22 protein-coding genes are annotated in these 21,748 nt (G+C 60.2%); 1 reads left to right on the top strand and 21 read right to left on the bottom strand.

The window, feature by feature from the left end:
• Nucleotides 1–168 precede the first annotated feature (168 nt).
• The 3 genes from DXD77_RS09620 to DXD77_RS09610 all read right to left on the bottom strand — a co-directional run bounded on the left by DXD77_RS09620 (nt 169) and on the right by DXD77_RS09610 (nt 3,053).
• Entirely contained in the window at nt 169–1,569 is a 1,401-nt protein-coding gene (locus tag DXD77_RS09620; protein ID WP_117564989.1) for a phosphoglucomutase/phosphomannomutase family protein, read from the bottom strand.
• A 159-nt stretch (nt 1,570–1,728) separates the two neighbouring features.
• A complete protein-coding gene (locus DXD77_RS09615; protein ID WP_117564990.1) occupies nt 1,729–2,622 on the bottom strand; it encodes a homocysteine S-methyltransferase family protein in 894 nt (297 codons plus the stop codon).
• A gap of 8 nt (nt 2,623–2,630) precedes the next feature.
• On the bottom strand, nt 2,631–3,053 hold the full coding sequence (locus tag DXD77_RS09610; RefSeq protein WP_117564991.1) for a metal-dependent transcriptional regulator: 423 nt from the start codon (nt 3,051–3,053) through the stop codon (nt 2,631–2,633).
• A gap of 120 nt (nt 3,054–3,173) precedes the next feature.
• On the opposite strand from DXD77_RS09610, the gene pepT reads away from it, so the two are divergent.
• Nucleotides 3,174–4,421, top strand: a complete 1,248-nt coding sequence (gene pepT, locus DXD77_RS09605) for a peptidase T (RefSeq protein WP_117564992.1) — start codon at nt 3,174–3,176, stop codon at nt 4,419–4,421.
• Nucleotides 4,422–4,798: 377 nt separating this feature from the next.
• Here pepT and DXD77_RS09600 read toward each other — a convergent pair whose 3' ends face one another.
• The 18 genes from DXD77_RS09600 to prfA form a co-directional block, all read right to left on the bottom strand.
• Nucleotides 4,799–6,034 carry an LCP family protein gene (locus DXD77_RS09600; RefSeq protein ID WP_117564993.1) on the bottom strand — a complete coding sequence of 412 codons (1,236 nt, stop codon included), beginning with the start codon at nt 6,032–6,034 and terminating at the stop codon, nt 4,799–4,801.
• 12 nt (nt 6,035–6,046) lie between these two features.
• The gene (gene murA, locus DXD77_RS09595; RefSeq protein ID WP_117648529.1) at nt 6,047–7,330 is read right to left on the bottom strand and encodes a UDP-N-acetylglucosamine 1-carboxyvinyltransferase; all 1,284 of its coding nucleotides are present in this window, start codon (nt 7,328–7,330) and stop codon (nt 6,047–6,049) included.
• Between the two features lie 88 nt (nt 7,331–7,418).
• Complete coding sequence (atpC, locus tag DXD77_RS09590) at nt 7,419–7,811, bottom strand: ATP synthase F1 subunit epsilon (protein WP_117564995.1); 393 nt, start codon at nt 7,809–7,811, stop codon at nt 7,419–7,421.
• Between the two features lie 3 nt (nt 7,812–7,814).
• Nucleotides 7,815–9,269 (bottom strand): F0F1 ATP synthase subunit beta, encoded by a 1,455-nt coding sequence (gene atpD, locus DXD77_RS09585; RefSeq protein WP_006235717.1) that lies wholly within the window; start codon nt 9,267–9,269, stop codon nt 7,815–7,817.
• Nucleotides 9,269–10,177, bottom strand: a complete 909-nt coding sequence (gene atpG / locus DXD77_RS09580; RefSeq protein WP_089573102.1) for an ATP synthase F1 subunit gamma — start codon at nt 10,175–10,177, stop codon at nt 9,269–9,271. The genes atpD and atpG overlap by 1 nt, the downstream gene beginning before the upstream one ends.
• Before the next feature lie 5 nt (nt 10,178–10,182).
• Nucleotides 10,183–11,781 (bottom strand): F0F1 ATP synthase subunit alpha, encoded by a 1,599-nt coding sequence (gene atpA, locus DXD77_RS09575; protein WP_035138794.1) that lies wholly within the window; start codon nt 11,779–11,781, stop codon nt 10,183–10,185.
• Nucleotides 11,781–12,257, bottom strand: coding sequence for a FoF1 ATP synthase subunit delta (locus DXD77_RS09570; RefSeq protein ID WP_006235713.1), 477 nt, complete (start codon nt 12,255–12,257; stop codon nt 11,781–11,783). Before DXD77_RS09570 ends, atpA begins: the two co-directional genes overlap by 1 nt.
• Entirely contained in the window at nt 12,247–12,849 is a 603-nt protein-coding gene (atpF, locus tag DXD77_RS09565; RefSeq protein ID WP_055286332.1) for a F0F1 ATP synthase subunit B, read from the bottom strand. Before atpF ends, DXD77_RS09570 begins: the two co-directional genes overlap by 11 nt.
• Before the next feature lie 15 nt (nt 12,850–12,864).
• Entirely contained in the window at nt 12,865–13,059 is a 195-nt protein-coding gene (locus DXD77_RS09560) for an ATP synthase subunit C (protein WP_022094262.1), read from the bottom strand.
• 124 nt (nt 13,060–13,183) lie between these two features.
• A complete protein-coding gene (gene atpB, locus DXD77_RS09555; protein WP_022094263.1) occupies nt 13,184–13,987 on the bottom strand; it encodes a F0F1 ATP synthase subunit A in 804 nt (267 codons plus the stop codon).
• Nucleotides 13,988–13,990: 3 nt separating this feature from the next.
• Complete coding sequence (locus DXD77_RS09550; protein ID WP_117564996.1) at nt 13,991–14,302, bottom strand: hypothetical protein; 312 nt, start codon at nt 14,300–14,302, stop codon at nt 13,991–13,993.
• A 280-nt stretch (nt 14,303–14,582) separates the two neighbouring features.
• On the bottom strand, nt 14,583–15,230 hold the full coding sequence (upp, locus tag DXD77_RS09545; protein ID WP_117564997.1) for a uracil phosphoribosyltransferase: 648 nt from the start codon (nt 15,228–15,230) through the stop codon (nt 14,583–14,585).
• 123 nt (nt 15,231–15,353) lie between these two features.
• Nucleotides 15,354–16,895, bottom strand: a complete 1,542-nt coding sequence (gene glpK, locus DXD77_RS09540; RefSeq protein WP_117564998.1) for a glycerol kinase GlpK — start codon at nt 16,893–16,895, stop codon at nt 15,354–15,356.
• A gap of 13 nt (nt 16,896–16,908) precedes the next feature.
• Nucleotides 16,909–17,652 (bottom strand): L-threonylcarbamoyladenylate synthase, encoded by a 744-nt coding sequence (locus DXD77_RS09535; protein WP_117564999.1) that lies wholly within the window; start codon nt 17,650–17,652, stop codon nt 16,909–16,911.
• A 134-nt stretch (nt 17,653–17,786) separates the two neighbouring features.
• Nucleotides 17,787–18,278 (bottom strand): type II toxin-antitoxin system HicB family antitoxin, encoded by a 492-nt coding sequence (locus DXD77_RS09530; RefSeq protein ID WP_147324169.1) that lies wholly within the window; start codon nt 18,276–18,278, stop codon nt 17,787–17,789.
• On the bottom strand, nt 18,245–18,430 hold the full coding sequence (locus tag DXD77_RS10680; protein WP_089573106.1) for a type II toxin-antitoxin system HicA family toxin: 186 nt from the start codon (nt 18,428–18,430) through the stop codon (nt 18,245–18,247). Before DXD77_RS10680 ends, DXD77_RS09530 begins: the two co-directional genes overlap by 34 nt.
• 68 nt (nt 18,431–18,498) lie before the next feature.
• A complete protein-coding gene (locus DXD77_RS09520; RefSeq protein ID WP_117646264.1) occupies nt 18,499–19,749 on the bottom strand; it encodes a HemK/PrmC family methyltransferase in 1,251 nt (416 codons plus the stop codon).
• 644 nt (nt 19,750–20,393) lie between these two features.
• Nucleotides 20,394–21,461, bottom strand: a complete 1,068-nt coding sequence (gene prfA, locus DXD77_RS09515) for a peptide chain release factor 1 (protein ID WP_055252487.1) — start codon at nt 21,459–21,461, stop codon at nt 20,394–20,396.
• Between the last annotated feature and the right edge of the window lie 287 nt (nt 21,462–21,748).

Raw genomic sequence — 21,748 nt, 5'->3', positions numbered from 1 at the left:
CCGGTCCGACCGGGCCGCGCGGCAAGGAGATATATTGCCAGACCGGAGGGGCGTCGGGGGCGGGAATCTGGGCGTACACATTTCCTACACAATTTGGGATCCGACTAACGTTTGCCAGCCGTTAACTACCCCTCGCCGAGCATCTCTTTATATAAGGCAGTCTCATGGTTAAAGCGGATACGTTCCCCTAGCTAAAGCACAGCCAGCATCGAGCAACTCATCACGCTCTTCCACTGAGAACCCCTCGGCGTAGACGCGCACCACTGGTTCGGTCCCGCTAGGACGGACCAGCAGCCACGTATCATCCTCGAATGCTAAACGCAAGCCATCCATATGACTAACGTTTTGCGGTACCTTGCCACAAATCGACTTGGGGTTTACGCCCGGCAGCAGGGTTCGCAACGTTTCGGCATCTTCGGCCTCAAGGCGCAAATCGCGTCGACCGTAACTCGTCTTACCAAATCTGTCCTCGAGTTGGTCGACCAGAACGCCCAAAGGCGCGTCCGTCTTTGCCATAAGCTCACACAGAATCAGACAGGCGAGGATTCCATCGCGCTCGGGCATATGCGCGGCGATGCCGATACCACCGGCTTCTTCGCCGCCTATGAGGACGCCACCCTTCTTCATCTCTGCCGCTATATATTTGAAACCGACTGGTTTGACGGTCACGCGGCAGCCAAGCGCCTCGGCAATGCGACGCACGAGCGTCGAGCACGAAAGATTGACGACGACGCGCCCCTCCAAATTACGAAATTGAACCAAGTCACCCAAAACGAGCGCCATGATCTGATGCGGATGTATATATCTGCCGCGCTCGTCAACCGCGCCGATACGGTCGGCGTCGCCGTCGGTCACCAGGCCAGCGCAAGCTCCGTCCTCGATAACCGTATGCTCGCAAGCGTCCACCCACGGCTCAACGGGGTCGGGGCAGATATCTTCTTGGTCAGGCGCCTGCCCGGCGTGAATCTCGTGCACCTCAACGCCAAGCTCGCGCAGCAAGTCGGCTAGATAGCCCTGGGCTGCGCCGCCCATGGGGTCAACAACCACGCGCAGGTGCGCGGCGCGGATGGCTTCGGCATCGACAAACGATGCCACCGCTTGCATATAGTCAGGAATGATATCCGCGGTGCGATATTGCCCCTCGATCCCCATTGGCTCGGGAGCCATGGTCTCTTCGAGCTCTTCGATGACATCCTGGTTGGCGGTCGAGCCGTCACCCATGCGAATCTTGAGACACAGATAACCCTGCGGATGATGGGACCCCGTCACCATGAGCGCGCCGCACGCCTCACCGTCATAAGCCGCCGCCCACGTAAGGGCAGGGGTCGGAACAGGTCGCGAAGCGAGCACGGCGTCTAGCCCGTGCGCTGCTAGCACACCCGCCGCAAGCTCAGCGAACTCGCGCGCCAGGGGCCGAGTGTCGAACCCTATATATACCGTTTTGCCCGGATTGGTCTTTTGCCACAACTCGCCGACGGCATCGGCGATACGGGCAACGTTATCGGCATTGAAGTCCTCATCGACGCGAGCGCGCCAACCGTCAGTTCCAAAATGAATTATCGCGCACACGCGCAGACACCTCACAGTGTTTGGATCATGGTACGCATGAGGTATACCCGCGATACACACTCGGCAACCTGCCGGCACCAGCATTCACCATTTGGGCAAATGCTGCCGAGGACATGCAGGCAATAAAAAAAACCGCCCCGTATGGAGCGGTTTTGCCCTTTATATATCGAGCGCCTCGGCCATCGCTGCCGTAGTGATTGCCGTGGTTCCACAGCAACTGCCCACCATTGCGGCACCGGCATGTCTCCATTCGATGCATGCGCGCGCGAAAGCTTCGGGGTTCTCGTGCCATACGGGGCCATCCTGAGTCTGGACCGGATCGCCTACGTTGGGACGCACCGTGACGGGAGTAGTCGCCGATGCAACCATCCTGGGCACCGCCGCGTTCGCGGCCGCAAGCGAACAGCAATTGACACCAACCGAGTTTGCGCCGTGTTTTTCGGCGTACAAAACGGCTGCCTCGATGTTGAGGCCATCGCCCAACAGGTCGCCTTTATCGTCAACGACAAAACTCACCAGAACAGGCATGCCGTCGGCGGCATCTCGAGCGCCGGCAAGCATGGGCTGCAAATTACGGATAGACGTCACCGTCTCGATCAGCAGACCGTCAACGCCGGCATTGAGCAAGGCGTGCGCCTGTTCGCGCGCAATGCCTCGGATTTCACGATACTCGGCAGAGTCCTCGGCAAACCACTCAATACCGATCGGGCCCATCGAGCCCAGCAGCAGCTGAGGGTGCGCCTGGCGAGCATCGTCGACGGCCCCGCGATTGACCTCCGCCACGGACGGCGAAATCTGGTCGTGCTTGAGGGCATAGCTCGATGCCTGAAAGGTGTTGGTAATGAGCACCTGCGCGCCGGCGGCGACATACAAGCGATGGATGCGAGAAACGGTCTGCGGCTCTGCCAGATTCCAAAACGCCGGTGGAATGTCGGCGGCATCGTACTCACTCAACAAGACACTGCCCATGGGGCCCTGCGCCAACAAGGTCTCGCTCGACAAGCGGCGCGTAAGTTCCTCGGCACCAAAGCGGTTGTAATAACTCGTATCCATATATCCCGCTATTCCTCGACGCTGATTCCCTGCTTTTCGAGATAGGCGAGCCAGCGGTTCATCGTGTCCTCGGATAGTGCATGCTCCATCATGCAGGCCTCGGAATCGGCTCGCTCAAATTCGACACCGAGCTCCTGAACCAAAAACGTGCGGATGAGGCGATGACGGTACCAGATAGCCGTGCCAACCTCGCGGCCGCGATCGGTCAGGATTACCTTGCCATAGTGCGATTGCTCGACAAGCTCGGATGCCTTGAGCGCCGAAACCGCTTTATTGACCGATGCCTTGGAGACGCCAAGGCGCTGCGCGATGTCGACCGATCGCACGCCGTTGGTTTCCCCCTCTTCGCTTTCAATGCGAACCATGCACTCCAAGTAGTCTTCGTTCGCCACCGTCAGATGTAGTTCGCGCGAGCTATTTGTCGTATCCATGATCTTCCGTCCCTTCTGCATTCAATGGCTGATTCTACCCCATCCAAGCATCGCGGTATGCCGTGGCATACCGTGCTAGAGTTCTTGTTGCACACGACGACCAAGATTGGAGCGGTCTTTATGGAAAACACCACCACGAACCCCGATGTCCTCGAACGCTTTTTGCGCTACGTCCAGATCAACACGCAGTCCGAGGATGCAAACTGCGACCAGGTACCTTCGAGCACCGTTCAGTTTGACCTTGCCAACGTGCTGGCTGAAGAGCTGCGCGAGCTTGGTGCGGAAGATGCCCACGTGACCGAGCACGCCTATGTCTGCGCGCATATCCCCGCAAGTGCGGGCGCTGAGGACAAGCCCGCCCTGGGCCTGATCGCCCATCTCGACACCACCGAAGTTGCACCGGGCGCCGGCGTGAAGCCGCACATCGTACACTACGAAGGCGGCGACCTGGTCTGCGGCACGGTTGACGGTAAGCCCGTTGCCATGAGTACCGCCAAGCTTCCCGCCCTGAACGACCTCGCGGGTGAGGACTTGGTCTGCAGCGATGGCACCACGCTGCTGGGCGCGGACGACAAGGCAGGCGTCGCCGAGATCATGTCGCTTGTCGCGCGTATCGCTCAGGACCCTTCTCTGCCCCATCCCGCACTCGGCATTTGCTTCTGCCCTGACGAGGAGATCGGTCACGGAGCCGAGCTGTTGGATATCGATACCTTTGGCTGCAAGTACGCCTACACGGTCGACGGCGGCCCCATCGGCGAGCTGGAGTGGGAGTGCTTTAACGCCGCCGAGGCGACCATCCGCTTTGAGGGCCAGTCCATCCACCCGGGCGACGCCAAGGGCCGTATGGTCAACGCAGGCAATCTGTTCTGCGACTTCAACGCGTTGCTCCCCTACGTGCAGCGCCCGGAGTATACGGAAGGCTACGAGGGCTTTTATCACCTTGAGGGCGTATCTGCAACCGTCGATCACGCCACGGCGCGCTACATCGTCCGCGACCATGACGCCGCCAAGTTCCAGCAGAAACTCGACCTTATTGATGCCGCCGCCTCGATGCTCAACCAGCGTCTGGGTGAGGAGCGCGTAACGGTCGAGATTAAGCAGCAGTATCGAAATATGGCCGAAATCGTTCGTGACTATCCCGAGCTTATTGATGTTGCCAAGGAAGCCTACCTTGCCTGCGGCGTTGAGCCCCAAGTGCTGCCGATTCGCGGCGGCACCGACGGCGCGCAGCTGTCGTTCCGCGGTCTGCCCTGCCCCAACCTTTCCACCGGCGGCTATTGCTATCACGGCGTCAACGAATTCGTCCCGGTCAGTTCGCTCGTCAAGATGACCGACGTGCTCCAGGAGCTCGTCGCCCGCTTTGCATAAGCCTGGCTGCACAAGTCAAAAAGACGAATCGCCCCGTCCTCAACCAAGAACGGGGCGATTTTTTGCTGCAATGAGAACAGGTTGACGCACGCCAGCCTCTTAACGCAAGGAGTGTCCCAAACTGCCGGCACAAAAGGAACGTCCCCAAGTGCCAAGTGCATCAAGAGTGTCCCCTTTGACCAGTCGTTTAAGAACGTCCCCAATGACTAACGTCGCAGGTTGAGGACGGGCAGCGAGCGGGTCGCATTTGAGACAAGGTGACGTGAAACGAAAGGGCGCTGACCTTCTGGTCGCGCCCTTGAAGTTGAACGTCAGATTGTCCAAATGCGGCCCGCGCAGCGTCAAGCGGTTACGCGGTTTGGTAAAACCGCGTAACCCTAGTAGTTGGCCTCGTAGCCGTTGCCGTCGCCGGTGGGCTCTTCGTAGTAGTCCGAATCGCTCGAATCGCTTGAGCCATCGGAATCGTCAGAGCTGACCGATGAGGTTGCGGTACCGTTTGCGTAGTCGTCAGACGTGTTGTTGCTGAGGTCACCGATCGTAGAGCTGGAGCCGTCGGAAAGACCCATGGTGTTGGGACCCTTGGGATCCTTGCCGGCATCGACGCGCTCCATCATTTCCTTGAGCTCGTCCTCGTAGACAAAGACATAGCTCACGCCGTCGATCATGGTGCTGTCGTCGGCGTACGAGGGCAGGTTGGCCGAGTAGATACCGTCGACATCCATACCGCGCATGGCATTGACCGTAGCCACGATATCCTGAACGCTCATATCGGTTACGAGCATATCGGACAGCGAATTAACCAGGCCAAAGATCTTCGTGGCATCGAAGTTATTGAGAATCTGGTTGGCAAGGGCGCCAAGCACCTGACGCTGGTGGCGCATGCGCGTGTAATCGCCGTCGGCATAGGTGTAGCGGCAGCGGGCATAGGTAAGGGCGGTGGCACCGTCCATATGCTGCTGGCCAGCGGTAATCTTAATATCCAGGTGCTCGGGGTCGTCAACATCATCGGTTGCGTTAATGTCGATACCGCCAACCGAATCAATCAGCGCCTGCATACCGTCGAAGCTGACCTCGGCATAGTGGGAAATCTGAACACCGCACAGCTCGTTGACCGCCTCGACCATGGCCTCGGCGCCGCCAACGGTATGGCAGGCGTTGATCTTCATGGTCTCGCCCTTGTACACGACCTTGGTGTCGCGCGGAACGGAAATGAGCGTCGCCTGCTTTTGCGTGGGGTCGATGCGTGCCAGGATAATCGAGTCGGCACGATACGTATCCTCGCCCGGACGGCCGTCGGTGCCAAGAAGCAGCACGTAGAACGGATCCTTTGCCTCATCGGTGTCAACCAGAACCCGACGCAGATTGTCGGTAATGACATTAGAATCGCCGAGCTTGCCCATAATGGTGGCAAACCACAGGCCGGCAGCGGTAGTGGCGCTCAGTAGCACGCCAAGCACGACAATGAGCGCGACGTGGCGAATCGTGTGGCTACGACGACGTTGGCGAGCTCGCTCGGAATAACGAGCCACGTTATCGCGACTGTAGATCTTGGCCTGCGCACCAGTTGAGGGTCTTCGGGTGGTGGTATCCGCGAGGGGCTTTTTATTAAACATAGGCAACCTGTATTAGTAGATGACGGGATCGGAGACGGTAGCATGCTCGACATGCGCGCCGAGCGCCTGCAGCTTTTCGACAAACCGCTCGTAGCCGCGCTTGATGTGATGGATGGCCGAAACCTCGGTCGTCCCGTCGGCGATCAAGCCCGCTACGACGAGGGCCGCTCCGCCACGCAGATCGGGCGAGGTAACCTGTGCGCCCGAGAAGCCCTTGACGCCATGAATCATGGCATGATGGCTCTCGATACGAATGTCGGCACCCATGCGCACCAGCTCAGAGGCAAACATAAAGCGATTCTCGAAGATGTTTTCGGTAATAACGGAACTGCCGTCGGCAAGGGCGGAGAGCACCATAATCTGCGCCTGCATGTCGGTCGGGAAACCGGGGAACGGAAGCGTCTGGATGTCGACCGGCTTGATACGCTCGGCACGGTTCACATGGACGCCATCCTCGACGCGCTCGCAGTCGATACCCATAAGCTCCATCTTCTTGAGCACCATGCCCAAGTGAATGGGGCAAAAGCCCGTGACATCGACACCGCGATCGTCGGCCATCAACGCACCGGCAACGATAAAGGTACCGGCCTCGATGCGGTCGCCCACCACGCGATGGGTAACGGGATGGAGCTCTTCCACGCCTTCGATAGTCACGACGGGCGTACCGGCGCCAACAATCTTGGCGCCCATCTCGTTGAGCATGTTAGCGAGATCGACGATCTCGGGCTCGCGGGCGGCATTGTCGATAACCGTGGTGCCCTGTGCGCGCACAGAGGCCATGATGAGGTTCTCGGTCGCACCGACGCTGGCAAACTCGAGCGTGACGGTGGTACCGCGCAGACCTTGGGGCGCATTAGCGTTGATGTAACCGTGGGCGGTATCGAACTCAACGCCCAGGGCCTCAAGACCAAGAATGTGCATATCGATCTTACGAGCACCCAGGTTGCAGCCGCCCGGCATGGCAATTTTGGCGCGATGGAAGCGGCCCAGCAGGGGCCCCATGACGGCGGTGGAAGCGCGCATCTTGGCAACGAGCTCGTAGGGGGCCTCCCATGAATCGACCTGAGAGGTATCAATCTCGAGCGTGTGCTCGTCGAGAACATCGATCGTAGCGCCCATGCTCTTGAGCACCTTGCCCATCACGTGGACATCGGAAATATCGGGCACGTTCTGCAGCGTCGTCTTGCCCGGCGCCAGAAGCGTTGCCGCCATGAGTTTGAGCGCGGAGTTCTTGGCGCCCGAGACGGGCACGGAGCCTCCAATGGCGTGGCCACCCTCAACGCGGATAATATCCAAGGTCTACCCTTTCAAAAAGCATGCCCGGGGTGGCTGGGCCATCCCGGGCATGATGTGTTCGCAAATGGTCGAACGCTAAATCGTTTGACTATTGGGCAAGCTTGAGCTTACACCATGCGATTTCATTATAGAGGTAGGCGCGGCGTGCATCATCCTCCGACAAATTACCCAGCTTCTCTTCAAAACCTTGAATATCAGCTTTAAGCTTGTCGGCATCGACGGTCGCCAAATCGCAAGCGCGCTCGGCGAGAACGGTCACGACATCGTCCGCAACCTGGACATAGCCGCCGGCCACGGCAAACGTGTGGTCGACAGTGCCCATGGCCTTATCGGAAACGCGAACGTAGCCGCGGTCGATCGTGCAAATCTCGCTGGAGTGAGCAGGCAGGACGCCAAACTCGCCATCCGTGGACGGAATCGACACAAACGCAGCGTCGCCCTCATAGGCGCAGCTCACGGGGCACACGATGCGGATACGCATAACCTACTTCTCCCCCATCTTGCGGGCGCGCTCGCGCACGTCCTCAATCGTGGAAGCATAGCGGAAAGCCTGCTCGGGCAGGTCATCGGCCTTGCCGTCGACAATCTCGGCGAAAGAGCGGACGGTATCCTCGACGCGGACGTAGACACCGGGGTTGCCGGTGAACTTCTCGGCGACGTGGAAGGACTGCGAGAGGAACTGCTGAATCTTACGGGCACGGTTGACCGTAAGACGCTGCTCCTCGGACAGCTCGTCCATACCCAGAATGGCGATGATGTCCTGAAGGTCGGAGTACTCCTGCAGGAGCTCCTGGACCTTGACGGCGACACGGTAGTGCTCCTCGCCAACGATCGAGGGATCGAGAGCGTCGGAGGAAGACGCGAGCGGGTCGATAGCCGGGAACAGGCCGAGCGACGAAATGCTACGCGAAAGAACCGTGGTGGCGTCGAGGTGCGTAAACGTCGTGGCAGGCGCCGGGTCGGTCAGGTCGTCTGCGGGGACGTAGACAGCCTGGACGGAGGTAATGGAGCCCGTCTTGGTCGAGGTAATGCGCTCCTGGAGGTCGCCCATCTCGGTTGCCAGCGTGGGCTGGTAACCAACGGCGGACGGCATACGGCCCAGCAGTGCGGAAACCTCGGAACCTGCCTGGGAGAAGCGGAAGATGTTGTCGATGAACAGCAGAACGTCCTGGCCGCGATCGCGGAAGTACTCAGCGGTGGTAAGGCCGGCCAGACCGATGCGCAGACGCGCTCCGGGCGGCTCGTTCATCTGACCATAGACCAAGCAGGTCTTGTCGATAACGCCAGACTCGCTCATCTCGAGGAACAGGTCGGTGCCCTCGCGGGTACGCTCGCCGACGCCGGTGAACACCGAGGTGCCACCGTGCTCCTGGGCGAGGTTGTTGATGAGCTCCTGAATCAGAACGGTCTTGCCGACGCCGGCGCCGCCGAACAGGCCTGTCTTGCCGCCACGGATGTAGGGCTCGAGCAGGTCGACGGCCTTGATGCCGGTCTCGAAGATCTCGGTCTTGGTGGTGAGCTCGTCGAAACGGGGCGCTGCATGGTGGATGGGGTAGAACTCCTCCACCTCGGGCATGGGCTTGCCGTCGACGGGCTTGCCCATAACGTTCCAAATTCGGCCGAGCGTCTTGGGGCCAACGGGCATCTTCATGGGCTCACCGGTATCGGTGGCGATGAGGCCGCGCTGCAGGCCGTCGGTCGAGGACATGGCGACCGTGCGGACGACGCCGCCCGGAAGCTGGCTCTCGACCTCGAGGATCGTGCTCAGATGACCGATCGGGGTCTCGGCCTCGACCGTGAGCGCGTTGTAGATCGGGGGCACCGCGCCGTCAAACTTGACGTCGACGACAGGGCCGATGATTCGCACGATGCGACCATCACCGGCAGTCGTCTTCTTGGTGGCTTCCTCGACCGCAAGCTTTACGGTGTTATTAGCCATTACTGTTCCTCCAATGCTGAGGCTCCGCCGACGATCTCGTTAATCTCGGTCGTGATCGAAGCCTGGCGCACGCGACTATACGTGCGGGTAAGGGTCGAGATGATCGCGGTGGCGTTTTCCGTCGCGGAGTGCATGGCCTTGCGGCGTGCACCCTGCTCGGCAGCCGCCGAATCGATCAGGGCCTGGTAGATGACCGTCAGGATGTAAGACGGCACAAGCTTGCCGAGAACATGCTCGGGAGAGGGCACGAACTCGAACGTGGACGAGATGCGCTTAGGGGCGTCGGTCTCGTTCTTACGCGGACCGTGGGCCATAGCGATCATCTCGGGGTCGAGCGGCAACAGATGCTCGACGCGAAGCTCCTGATCCACGCGGTTCTTGGCGTGGTGGTAGACAAGCTCGACACGGTCAAGCTCACCGGCACGATACGCATCGCAGATATGAGAGGAGATCATGCGGGCCTGATTGAAATCGGGCTCAGAGGAGTTGCCCTCAAAGTGCATGACAACGTTTGCGCGGTCACGGAAATACGTGGCCGGTTTGCGCCCACACGCGATGATCTCGCACTCGATGCCATCGTTCGCCCAAGAAGCGGCGAGCTTTTCGGCCGTGCGCTCCACCGTCGTATTGAAACCGCCGGCAAGGCCGCGGTCCGAAGCAATGACGACAATCAGGCCACGCTTAACGCTCTCATGCTTCTGCAGCATGGGATCGGTGCCCGAACAGGAGGCGTCGCCGGCGACCGTCAACATGACGTCGGTCAGCGCCTCCTTATAGGGCTCGGCCTGCTTGGAGCGATCGAGGGCACGACGGATCTTGGCCGTAGAGACCATCTCCATCGTGCGCGTGATCTGCTTGGTCGTGGTAACCGAGGAGATTCGCTTCTTAATGTCGCGAAGGTTGGCCATGGGGCTTAGTTCTCCTCTGATCCAGAAACATCCGAATGGTGCTTGGCCATGAACTGCTGCTTGAAGTCGCCGATGACGCGCAAGAGCTCAGCCTTGGTGTCATCATCGATCTTCTTGGCGCGAACCTTGTCGAGCAGCGAACCAAAGCCATTGTCCATGTACTCGATGAGCTCGGCACGGAAGGGCAGCACGTCGGCGATCTCCAGGTCATCCAGGAAGCCCTCGTTGCCAGCGAACAGCGTAACGATCTGCTCGCCAACCTCAAACGGCTTGTAACGCGGCTGCTTCAGGAGCTCGGTCATGCGAGCACCATGGGTCAGCTGCTTCTGAGTAGCCTCGTCGAGGTCGGAGCCGAACTGCGTAAAGCCAGCGAGCTCCTGATAGGAAGCGAGGTCCAGACGGAGGTTGCCGGCGACCTGCTTCATGGCCTTGGTCTGCGCATCGCCACCGACGCGGGACACGGAGATGCCCACATCGACTGCCGGGCGCTGACCCTGGAAGAAGAGCTCGGACTGCAGGTAGATCTGACCATCGGTAATGGAAATGACGTTGGTCGGAATGTAGGCCGAGACGTCGCCGTCCTGGGTCTCGATGATCGGCAGTGCCGTCATGGAGCCGTAACCGTTCTTCTTGGACATCTTGACGGCACGCTCGAGCAGACGAGAGTGCAGGTAGAAGATGTCGCCAGGATAGGCCTCGCGTCCGGGCGGACGATGCAGCGTCAGCGACATCTGACGGTAGGCCACAGCCTGCTTGGACAGGTCGTCGTAGATGACGAGCACGTGGCCGCCGGGGTTGGTCTCGCTGGCGGGCTTGCCGTCCTCGCCGTTGTACATGAAGAACTCGCCGATAGCGGCACCGGCCATAGGCGCGATGTACTGCATAGGGGCGGAATCGGCAGCGGTGGCCGAAACGATGATGGTGTAGTCGAGCGCACCGTGCTGAGCGAGGGTCTCGCGGATGTTGGCAACCGTGGAGGCCTTCTGGCCGATGGCGACATAGATGCAGACCATGCCCTTGCCGCGCTGGTTGAGGATAGCGTCGATGGCGATGGCGGTCTTACCGGTCTTACGGTCGCCGATGATGAGCTCACGCTGACCGCGGCCAATAGGCACCATGGAGTCGATAGCGAGCAGACCGGTCTGAACCGGCTCGCACACCGGGGTACGATCGATGACGCCGGGAGCCTTGAACTCGATGGGGCGACGGTGCGTGGCGACGATGTCGCCCAGGCCGTCGATGGGCTGGCCGAGCGGATTGACGACGCGGCCGAGCATGGCACGGCTCACGGGGATATCCATAATGCGGCCAGTGGTGCGGCACTCGTCGCCTTCCTTGATGGAGTCGACGGCACCAAACAGAACGGCGCCGACCTCGTCACGGTCAAGGTTCTGGGCAAGGCCGAAGACGGTCTCACCGGTATCGGAGCTCTTGAACTCCAGAAGCTCGCCTGCCATGGCGCTCTTGAGGCCGGAGACGCGCGCGATGCCGTCGCCTACCTCGTCGACCGTTGAAACCTCATGCGTATCGACCGTCGCGGAGAGGCTCGTGAGCTGCTCCTGCAGTTTCTTGGCGATATCCTGGGCATTGAGGGTTTCGGACATTAGGCTTCACCTCCGTACGAATTAGCAGAGTTTGCGAGGGTCTCCTGCGCGATGCGCAGCTGCGTCTTGACGGAAATGTCACGACGCTCGCCGCGGGCCTCGAGCACCAGGCCGCCCACGATAGACGGGTCGACCTGCTCGATAAGGAATACCTTGCGGCCGAAGTCCTGCTCGCATTTCTTAGTGATGGTTTGACGCAGCTCGTCGTCGAGCGGGATCGCCGTGGTGACGGTCACGCCCACTACATCCTCGTCTTCCTCGGCAACATACTTAAAGGCAGCTGCCACCTTGGGAAGAAGGTCGAGCTGGTCGCGCTTGGACATGGTGTCGAGCACGGCGATGATCTCGGGGCTGGCGCTAGCCAGGCGCTCGATCATCTCGAGGTCCTCGAACACATGGTTCTCGGCCTTAGCGGCTTCCAGAAGGGAGCGCGCGTAGGTCTCGAGCACCTTGTCCTGATAGCGGCTAGTCGGCATTCAGGCTACCTGCTTCCTGGATGTAGCGCTCGATGAGCTTCTTCTGCTCGGACTCGTCCTCGAGTGCCTCGCCCACGATCTTGGTGGCGACGGCAACGGACAGGTCGGCGATGGAACTCGCGGCACCGGCGTAGATGGACTTGCGCTCGTCCTCGACGGTCGTATGGGCCTTGGCGATGATCTCCTCGGCCTCCTTGTGAGCAGCCTCGATGATACGGGCGCGCTCGGACTCGGCGTCCTTACGGGCCTCGAGGACGATGTCGGCAGCCTGACGGCGGGCGTCGGTGACGATCGAGTCGGACTCAGCGCGCTTGGCGATAGCCTCCTGCTTGGTCTTCTCGGCCTCGTCGAGGCTCTCCTCGATCTTCTTGCCGCGCTCCTCCATGGTTTTCATGATGCCCGGCAGGGCGACCTTGGCCAGCACGATCCAGATGATCAGGAAGGCGATAAGCGCCGGGATGAACTCCGCCATCTTAGGGATGAGGATGTCCGCACCGGCAGCGCCGTCCTCGGCGAACGCGGAAACCGGCATGAGCAGCGCGGCCGCGGACGCGGAGAGTGCGATCGCGCTCTTCTGGGATGAAAGATTCATACTTGACGCTCCGTGCTATTTAACGATCAGCGCGACAACGAAGCCGATCAGAGCCAGAGCCTCGCCGAAGGCGGAGCCCATGATGAAGACGGTGAACACGCGGCCCTGGACCTCAGGCTGACGGGCCATAGCACCCGTAGCACCCAGAGCAGACAGGCCGATAGCAAGACCAGCGCCGATAACACCGAGACCGTAACCGATAACTCCCACGATTCCTCCTTTGTCGTGCGTGTCTTATTTCACGCAGGATAACCTTTTTTATAACTGCCGGGCTCCATGGGTACGGGCACCGGCGGTTTAACGAATTGCTTACCTTTAAGGCGCGAGCGGAAGGCTACTCCTCCTCCGCGACCTCCTCTGCCTCGGAGACATACACGGCGGTAAGGACCGTGAAGACGTAAGCCTGGATGGCGCCGACCACAAGCTCGATCGCATAGATCAGGATGAGGATGGCAAGCCAGGCTAGCGAAGGCAGGGCGCCAACGGCGTGGGCCGCGGAAACCTGCTGAAGCAGCGGCTGCATGAACATGCTCGCCATGATGGCGAACGAGCCCATGACCACGTGTCCTGCGAACATGTTGCAGAACAGACGGACGGCAAGCGTGATGAGACGCAGGAAGGTCGAGAAAAGCTCGACGACCCACACAAGCACGTTCATCGGGAAGCTTACGCCCTGCGGGGCGAGGCTCTTGATGTAGCCGATCACGCCGTGAGCCTTGCATCCGTAGTAGATGAAGTACACGAAGGCGAAGATGGCGAGCGCGGCGGTGGAGCCGATTGCGCCGGTGCCGGGCTTCATTCCCGGAATCAGGCCGATCATGTTATTGATCAGGATGAACAGGAAAAGCGAGCACAGGAACGGGAAGTGCTTCTTCCAGTTCTCACCCACGACGCCCTTGCCGATATCGTTCTCGACGTACTCGATGATGTACTCGAAACCGTTGACGAAGAAGCCCTTGGGGACCAGGGTCTGCTTCTTCTTGAACACGGCCAGGACGATCAGGAGCACGATCGTGGAGACGATCAGCCAAAACGAGTACTGCGTGATGCCGCAGCTCAGATCGCCCACGACAGGGGTGGAGCTGAACTCGCTGACCAGATGATTAATCTCATCAGGCAGCTTTTCAAAAATTTCCACGACTTACCTTTCGACCTCATGAGGATCTCGCAGCGCCTTGACGACACGAACCGTGCAGGCAGCCATAAAGGCCACGAAGCCGATCGCCTCGCCCAGGAGGAACATGCGAAATGCCTCTCCGAACAACACAAACACAACCAAGGTAAAGACGAGCAGAGCGATTGCCGAGACCGCCAGACTCACCATACCCTTGAGCATGTCCGCATTCTGCTTATCGTCAAGAACCGGCTTGAGCGTAAAGACAAAGGGAAGGAAGGCAATTGCGCCCGCGATGGCGCCTGCAACGATAGCGAGCAGATCGGCTATCTGAAACACTGGCGTCCTCACTTTCCTTTTTAACGCTTCACAGAACAGTTCCCGCCAAACATTGGTGACTATTGTACGAGCCAATCGCTAAAGTACAACCGAAAAAGCATCGGTTAATACGCACCTGTTCGTTTTCTTAAGACCTTCTTTATGCCGCAGGTACGGTAATACGTTTTTCTCGAACCCTGCAGGGCAAAACGTCCGTTAACAGGAGTGCGCGCGGTCGCCTTTTGTTCGCCCGCGCGCACCGTTTCTTCGTATTTGCAGCCGCGGCCGTTTAGCCCAGCGACTAGAGCGTGCCGTAGATGCGGTCGCCGGCGTCGCCGAGGCCGGGAACGATGTAGGCAGCCTCGTTGAGATGGTCGTCGATGGCGCAGGTATAGATATGTACGTCGGGGTCCTTTTCGGTCAGTGATTTGAGACCCTCGGGGGCCGCCACGATGCACAGCATGCGGATGTCCTTGACACCGCGCTCGCGCAAGTAGCTGATAGCCATCTCGGCCGAACCGCCCGTGGCGAGCATGGGGTCGACAACCAGGCAGATGCGTTGGTCGATATCCTTGGGCATCTTGCAGTAGTACTCATGCGGCTCGTGGATGACCTCGTCGCGCTCCATGCCGATGTGGCCCACGCGGGCAGAGGGTACCAGGTCGAGGATGCCGTCGACCATGCCAAGGCCTGCACGAAGGATGGGAACGATGGCGAGCTTTTTGCCGGCAAGCTGCTTAAACGTGGCGGTGGTGATGGGGGTCTCGACCTCGACGTCTTCCATAGGCAGGTCGCGCATGGCCTCGTAGCCGTCAAAAAGCGCGAGTTCGCGCACGAGCTGACGGAACTGGTTGGTGCCGGTGTTTTTGTCGCGCAGGATCGACAGCTTGTGCTGGACGAGCGGGTGATCGACAAGCGTCACACGGGACGCATCGTAGGTGACGGTCATGGGTTGATTGCCCCTTTCGTTGCGGCCGCAAAACGGCCTTGCTGACAAGGCGCGCAGCAATGTCGCCACCGCACGCCATGCATTAGTTTAGCGGTTTGTTGTATCGAGCGGCCCATCGCAGCCCTACTGTGCGGTACTGAGCGAGCGCCTGACTGCGTCACACCAGCCCGCAAGGTTTTGCTCGCGACGCTCGGCAGACATGTGGGGAAGGAAGGTCCTAACGATCTGGGCATTTTGCTCCAGCTCTTCTAGGTCTTCCCAATAGCCGACGGCAAGACCCGCCAAGTACGCGGCACCGATTGCCGTGGTCTCCACCGTCTCGCATTGCAGCACGGGGATATCCAGCAGGTCGGCCTGGAATTGCATGATGAACTCGTTGCGCGAGGCACCGCCATCGACAGACAGGCGCTCGATCGAAAGCCCCACGTCCTGCTCCATGGCGCGCAGCACGTCGTAGCTCTGATATGCCATGGATTCGCAGGCGGCACGTACGATGGTCGCACGGCTCGAGGCGCCGGTCAGACCGCACACGATACCGCGGGCATGCGGGTCCCACCAGGGAGCGCCCAAACCCGCAAAGGCGGGAACGAAGTAGCAGCCCTCGTTGTCGTTAATCGAAGCGGCAAGTTGTGCCGACTCGCTCACGCTCGAGATGATGCCCATGTTGTTGCGAAGCCAGTTCATGGTGGAGCCGGCGGCAAAGATAGAACCCTCGAGCGCATAGCTGATTTTGCCGTCCGCGGCGATACCGATCGTGGAGACCAGACCGTTCTTGGATTCGACGATCTCGTCGCCGGTGTTCATGAGCATAAAGCAACCCGTGCCATAGGTGTTTTTGGTCTGGCCGGGACGGAAGCAGCAGTGGCCGAACAGCGACGCCTGCTGATCGCCCACCACGCCCATGATGGGTGGCATGTTGGTCATGATGTCGCTCGCGACGCGACCGTAGTCGCCCGAACTCCAGCGAACCTCGGGCATCATGGAACGCGGGACGTCGAAAAGCGCCAGCAGATCGTCGTCCCAATCAAGCGTATGGATATTAAAGAGCGCGGTGCGGCTGGCATTGGTGTAGTCGGTGGCAAAGACCTGACCGCCGGTGAGGTTGTAGATGAGCCAGGTGTCGATGGTGCCGAACATGAGGTCGCCCGTCGCCGCGCTCTCACGCGCACCGTCGACGTTATCGAGAATCCACTGCACCTTGGAGGCCGAGAAATACGGGTCGAGCGTAAGCCCCGTGCGGGAGCGCACCAGCTCCTCGCAACCCTGTTCAACCAACGCGTCGATTGCCGGCGCGGTACGGCGGCACTGCCATACGATGGCGTTATAGATCGGCTGACCGCTCACGCGGTCCCAGACCACCGTGGTCTCGCGCTGGTTGGAGATGCCGATGGCGGCAATGCGGTCGGAGTGGATACCGCTCTTAAACTGGACTTCCATCATGACGGCGATCTGGCTGGCAAGGACCGCCATGGGGTCTTGCTCCACCCAGCCAGGGCGCGGGAAGCTGGTTTTGACGCTACGACGCGCCTGGGCGACGATGCAGCCGTACTCGTCGACGATGGTCGCGAGTACCGAGGTGGTGCCGCAGTCGAGCGCCATGATGTAGGAACCGCCGAAGCTAAACGAGGCGTCTTCCATACCCAGGCTACCTAGATTCAACGACATCGCTTACACCTTTCTATTGCATCGGGTCGGACAGGACCCGCTCGATCTCTGATGCGGGAAGCGCGCCTTGGCGCAGGATCTGGAGCTCACCGTGCTGAAACGACACGATGGTCGAAGCGTCGCGACACGGGGTCTCACCGGCGTCGACGGCCACATCGACCCCCTCCAGGATGCGCTCCTCCACCGTGACAAAGCTTGCCGGCGCGGGCGCGCCATGCGTGTTGGCGCTGGTGCAGGCAAGGGGGCTGCCACAGGCGCGGATGAGCGCCTGCACCACGGGCGAGGCCGAAGCGCGAAGCGCCACCGTGTCGTCGGCGGCGCGCATGAAGGTCGGCACGCAGGGGGCCGCCTTGACCACGATAGTCAGGGCGCCCGGCCAGCATCGTCGGGCGAGCACGCGGGCCTCGTTAGGGATATCCACGCCATAGCGGACGAGTGCCTCGGCATCATCGACCAGCCAGGCAACCGTTTGGGTGAGCTCGCGCTGCTTGAGGGTAAAGATACGACGATAGCCGGTACCGAGTGCGGGGACCGCGGCGCCGTTGACGGTGGCCTGCGGATCTCGCGGCCACGATGGGAATTCGCTTGTATCTTGAGGCACGGCGTCCGAAAAGGCGTTAACTGCCACAGCGACACCATAGACGGTCTCGGTCGGGATCAGGGCCAGACCGCCACAGCCGAGCACCTCGGCCGTGTGCTCGACGGCAAGCCGATGCGGCTCGCGCGCTCCCTCGTATACCCGATAGACCGTCTGCATGTGTATGCCAGCCCCTTACGCTCTGGTGCAAGTTTGTTTACTGTGGGGCATTCTCGCACGAAACGTTCAATCTATTTGCCCAGAGCGCATGTTGGTTTGGTGAGCGGCTCTAGTAGTCGGTGAAAGTGAGGGGGTTATTGGACGGCTGCGAACTTCTTTGGTCTTCCGGCGTGACGTTCTTGGGCGGCGTAACGCTCGATACTGTCTATCGTTATCATCCGACGGCCGTCGACGAGTTCAACATCGAGTTTGCCGGCTTTGACCAGCGCGGTAATCCGCGGAGCGGAGACTTTGAGGTCCAGCGCTGCGTCTTTAAATGTTCGGCACGCCGCTTCCCGAGCGTCCTCGTGGTCGATTTCGACTGAAAGGGCCACGACCTCGGCCGAGCGTTCGTACCCTGCCGGAGTCAAACCGTTGTTGAGGTCGTCGGCCAAAAACGCCATCAGTGCCTCGGTGGCATGGGCAATCGCTTCTTCGCGCGTATCGCCATCGGCAAAGGCGCCGGGAATCTGCGGGAAGCTGGCGCAGTAACCGTCGTCTTCTTTTATGAGAACGCAGTCATAGGTAAATCGCTGCCTCATTTTGCCTCCAACTACCATCCAGCTTGGCGACGAATACTTGCCCACGTGCCCTTCTTTGGTCGATCACCACCAGAGCCGTTCACGGTGACAACACGGTCACCAGAAACATACTTAGCATGACTACCGACTTGCGCGACCTTCACGAATCCATCGTGCTTGAGTAGGGCAATGATTTCCCGAAAGGTAGGGGGTTGCATGGGCCGACCTCTTTCAGCCGTCCTAATTATAAACTACTTTATAATTTTTGCTAACCAGTTAATAAATATTACTGGCGCTGTTTGGGCTCGGTGACGATGGCTCGGACGATGCGGGGGCGATCGGTGAGGTCGTGGACGATGCGCACGTCCGACAGACCCGCTTGGCGGCAGAGCTCGGCCGCAGCGTCGAGCGCGCCCTCGTAGAGCTCGCAGGCAAACAGGCCGCCGGCGCGCAACATGTAGGGCGCCGCGTTGAGCAGGCGGCGGAAGATATCGAGGCCGTCGGCACCGCCCTCGAGCGCCAGATCGGGCTCAAAGTCCTTGACCTCGTGCGGCAGCGAGCGCATGACATCGGTGGGGATGTAGGGCGGGTTGGAGACGAGTACGTCAAAGGTGCCCCACTCTTCACGGGGAATGGAGCTCACCAGGTTCGTGAGGCTGAAAGCGACCTCGTCGGACGTGAGGCCAAGCGCATCGCGGTTTTTGGTAGCAAGGTCGATGGCGCGCGGCTCGATATCGGTAGCAGTGCAGGTGACGTGGCCGCGACGCTCCCAGGCGATCGAGAGCGAGATACAGCCCGTGCCGCAGCCGACCTCGAGAACGCGGGCAGTGCGGGGCTCGGCTGGGGCAGGCGCAGCGGCATCCTGAGCTGAAACCGTCTCCTGGTCGGCGCCCTCGATGGCGATGTCGTATTCGTCGAGCTCGGGCTCGGCGGCTTTTGCGGCTTCGGCTTCTGCTGCTTGCGCGGCGGCTTCCTCGGCCTCGCGATCGGCAAGCTCCTCGGCATAGGCGCGGCTACCGAGCACGTCGCTACCCAGCGCAGCCTCATCGGCGGCCGTCAGGTTGGCAGCACGGCGCTCGGCGGTCGCGCGTTCGTCGGCCAACGCCGCCTCAGCTTTGCGGGCCTGCTCGACCTCATCGTTCCAAGGCAGCTCAACACGCTGACGGGCAGCGGCCTCGGGGCTCAGCACCTCGGTATCCAGATAGTTCAGGACTTCTTCGACGAGCATCTCGGTCTCGGGGCGCGGGATGAGCACGCCGGGGGCGCACGCGACGTCGATCATGCGAAACTGCGTGCTGCCCGTGATGTATTGCAGCGGCTCGCCCTTAGCGCGGCGGACAACGGCCGCATGCATGGTCTCGAGCTGGGCCGCGTTAAGCGTCTCGTCCATACGCATATATAGGTCAATGCGCGCCAGGCCCGTGGCGGCGCACAGCAGCCACTCGGCAGAAAGACGGGGGTGCTCCTCGCCGCGCTCGGCCAGGTACTCCTTGGTCCACTCGAGACAACGCTTGATGGTCCAAATCTCGTTTGCCATGGGGCCCTCCCCTCTTAAGCGCCGGACGGCGCGCGAATGTCGGAGCAGATTGTAAGCGAGGCCAGCGCTTGGCAAGGGGCGATTGAAGGCGATTATCGAGAATCAGCCCAGAATTTTGCACCGAGCTCGCTCAAAGTGTTCATTCGCTGACGTCTAAATTTGCATTCGTCAAGCTTTTGGCAAGGTTGCCCCAAAACTGACCAATATCTAACCAAGAACTTGCCACATCGCTTGACGCACGACCCATCAAAAATCGCTCCGCGACTTCTTGGACGTTTTTTCGAGCAATATTTTCAATTGCAGATGCATGCCGTTAATTACTTTAAGCAGGTAAGCAGCTCAAAGGCCATCAAAACCGATTGAATAACATCTCAAAGCAATGTGCCCTGCCTAGTCGTTGGACGTTCTTGTTTGACTAGTCATTTAACAACGTCCCCAACGACTACTCATTTAAGTCTGTCCCCAATGAGTGCCCCGCCGCAGGTTGAACATAAGTCAGCGAAAACGCCCCTAAGCGAGCAAGGTGACGTGAAAAAGGAGGGAAGCGTACTTCGGTACGCGACCGACGATTGAACGTCAGATTGCCGCTTAGGGGCGTTTGCAGCGTCGAGCCGTTACGCGGTTTGGCAAAACCGCGTAACCCGCTACACGGCCTGTGCCAGCTTCTCGGCTCGCTCGGCGGCGGCGAGTGCCTCGATGACGGTGCCGAGCTGGTCGCCCAGAAGGACGCCGTTGTAGGTGGAGTTGAAGCCGATGCGGTGATCGGTCACGCGGTCCTGGGGCTGGTTGTAGGTACGGATCTTCTCGGAACGGTTGCCGTGGCCGATCTGGCTCTGGCGCTCGGCACCGAGCTCTGCCTGCTGCTTCTCGAGCTCCATCTCGTACAGACGGGCGCGCAGCATCTGCATGCAGACTTCGCGGTTCTGGATCTGGGAGCGCTGTTCCTGCGACTGCACCACGGTGTTGGTGGGCAGGTGGGTGATGCGCACGGCGGAATAAGTGGTGTTAACGCACTGACCGCCAGGACCGGAGGCGCAGTAGGTATCGATGCGCAGGTCGGACTGGTTGATCTGAACGTCGATCTCCTCGGCCTCGGGAAGCACGGCGACGGTTGCCGTGGAGGTCTGGATGCGACCCTGGGACTCGGTCTTGGGAACGCGCTGGACGCGGTGCACGCCGGACTCGAACTTCATGACGGAGTAGACGCGGTCGCCCTCGACCTTGAACTCGATGGACTTAAAGCCGCCGGCCTCGCTGGGGCTGGAGTCGAGCACGGTGGTCTTCCAGCCGCGCGACTCGCAGAAGCGCTGATACATCTTGTACAGGTCGCCGGCGAAGATGGCCGCCTCGTCGCCACCGGCGGCGGAGCGAATCTCGACGATGGTGTTCTTGTCGTCGTTGGGGTCGCTCGGGATGAGCATGTACTTGATGTCTTCCTCGAGCTGGGGAAGCTTGGCCTCGTTTTCGGAGATGTCCATCTGGAGCATCTCCTTCTCATCGGCATCGGTAGTATCGTGGAGCATTTCCTTGGCAGCCTCGATGTCATCGAGCGCGCCGATGTACTCGCGCGAGGCAGCGATGAGGTCGGACTGGTGCGCGTACTCCTTGTTGAGACGCGTGAACTCCTTGATATCGGAGGCGACGGCTGGGTCGGAAAGCTTCTTCTCGAGCTCCTCGTAGGCCTTGATGATCTTTTCGAGCTTGTCGCGCATGACGGACTCCTTTTATATGCGTGAAGGTGAAAATCGGCAGAATTGATGGGGCGCGGGGCGCCGCTGCGGGGGTAAAGCCCGGCTAGAACATGTCGATCTTCAGATACATGCGCATCCCTTCGCGTATGGGGGTACATAGTTGCGGTCTAACCCATACATGATAGCGTGCGCAGGCAAACCTGCATACAACCCGCACGGAATGAGTGGACATAGCCGTTGGGGACGTTCATTAACGACTAGTCGTTTAAGAACGTCCATTACAGTCGAAATTGTCAGCCCGGGACCGT

It is taken from the genome of Collinsella sp. TM09-10AT, assembly GCF_003436275.1.
Lineage (GTDB): Bacteria > Actinomycetota > Coriobacteriia > Coriobacteriales > Coriobacteriaceae > Collinsella.
This window is presented reverse-complemented; position numbering and strand designations above follow the sequence as displayed.

Bases quoted from the DNA above. Each gene is read 5' to 3' on its own strand.
- DXD77_RS10680 (WP_089573106.1), bottom strand. From the start codon at position 18,430: ATGCAACCCCCTACCTTTCGGGAAATCATTGCCCTACTCAAGCACGAT.
- DXD77_RS09570 (WP_006235713.1), bottom strand. From the start codon at position 12,257: ATGCCGACTAGCCGCTATCAGGACAAGGTGCTCGAGACCTACGCGCGC.
- DXD77_RS09520 (WP_117646264.1), bottom strand. From the start codon at position 19,749: ATGGCAAACGAGATTTGGACCATCAAGCGTTGTCTCGAGTGGACCAAG.
- prfA (WP_055252487.1), bottom strand. From the start codon at position 21,461: ATGCGCGACAAGCTCGAAAAGATCATCAAGGCCTACGAGGAGCTCGAG.
- atpF (WP_055286332.1), bottom strand. From the start codon at position 12,849: ATGAATCTTTCATCCCAGAAGAGCGCGATCGCACTCTCCGCGTCCGCG.
- atpG (WP_089573102.1), bottom strand. From the start codon at position 10,177: ATGGCCAACCTTCGCGACATTAAGAAGCGAATCTCCTCGGTTACCACG.
- upp (WP_117564997.1), bottom strand. From the start codon at position 15,230: ATGACCGTCACCTACGATGCGTCCCGTGTGACGCTTGTCGATCACCCG.
- DXD77_RS09600 (WP_117564993.1), bottom strand. From the start codon at position 6,034: ATGTTTAATAAAAAGCCCCTCGCGGATACCACCACCCGAAGACCCTCA.
- atpD (WP_006235717.1), bottom strand. From the start codon at position 9,269: ATGGCTAATAACACCGTAAAGCTTGCGGTCGAGGAAGCCACCAAGAAG.
- DXD77_RS09615 (WP_117564990.1), bottom strand. From the start codon at position 2,622: ATGGATACGAGTTATTACAACCGCTTTGGTGCCGAGGAACTTACGCGC.
- atpA (WP_035138794.1), bottom strand. From the start codon at position 11,781: ATGTCCGAAACCCTCAATGCCCAGGATATCGCCAAGAAACTGCAGGAG.
- pepT (WP_117564992.1), top strand. From the start codon at position 3,174: ATGGAAAACACCACCACGAACCCCGATGTCCTCGAACGCTTTTTGCGC.
- DXD77_RS09535 (WP_117564999.1), bottom strand. From the start codon at position 17,652: ATGCAGACGGTCTATCGGGTATACGAGGGAGCGCGCGAGCCGCATCGG.
- DXD77_RS09610 (WP_117564991.1), bottom strand. From the start codon at position 3,053: ATGGATACGACAAATAGCTCGCGCGAACTACATCTGACGGTGGCGAAC.
- glpK (WP_117564998.1), bottom strand. From the start codon at position 16,895: ATGTCGTTGAATCTAGGTAGCCTGGGTATGGAAGACGCCTCGTTTAGC.
- atpC (WP_117564995.1), bottom strand. From the start codon at position 7,811: ATGCGTATCCGCATCGTGTGCCCCGTGAGCTGCGCCTATGAGGGCGAC.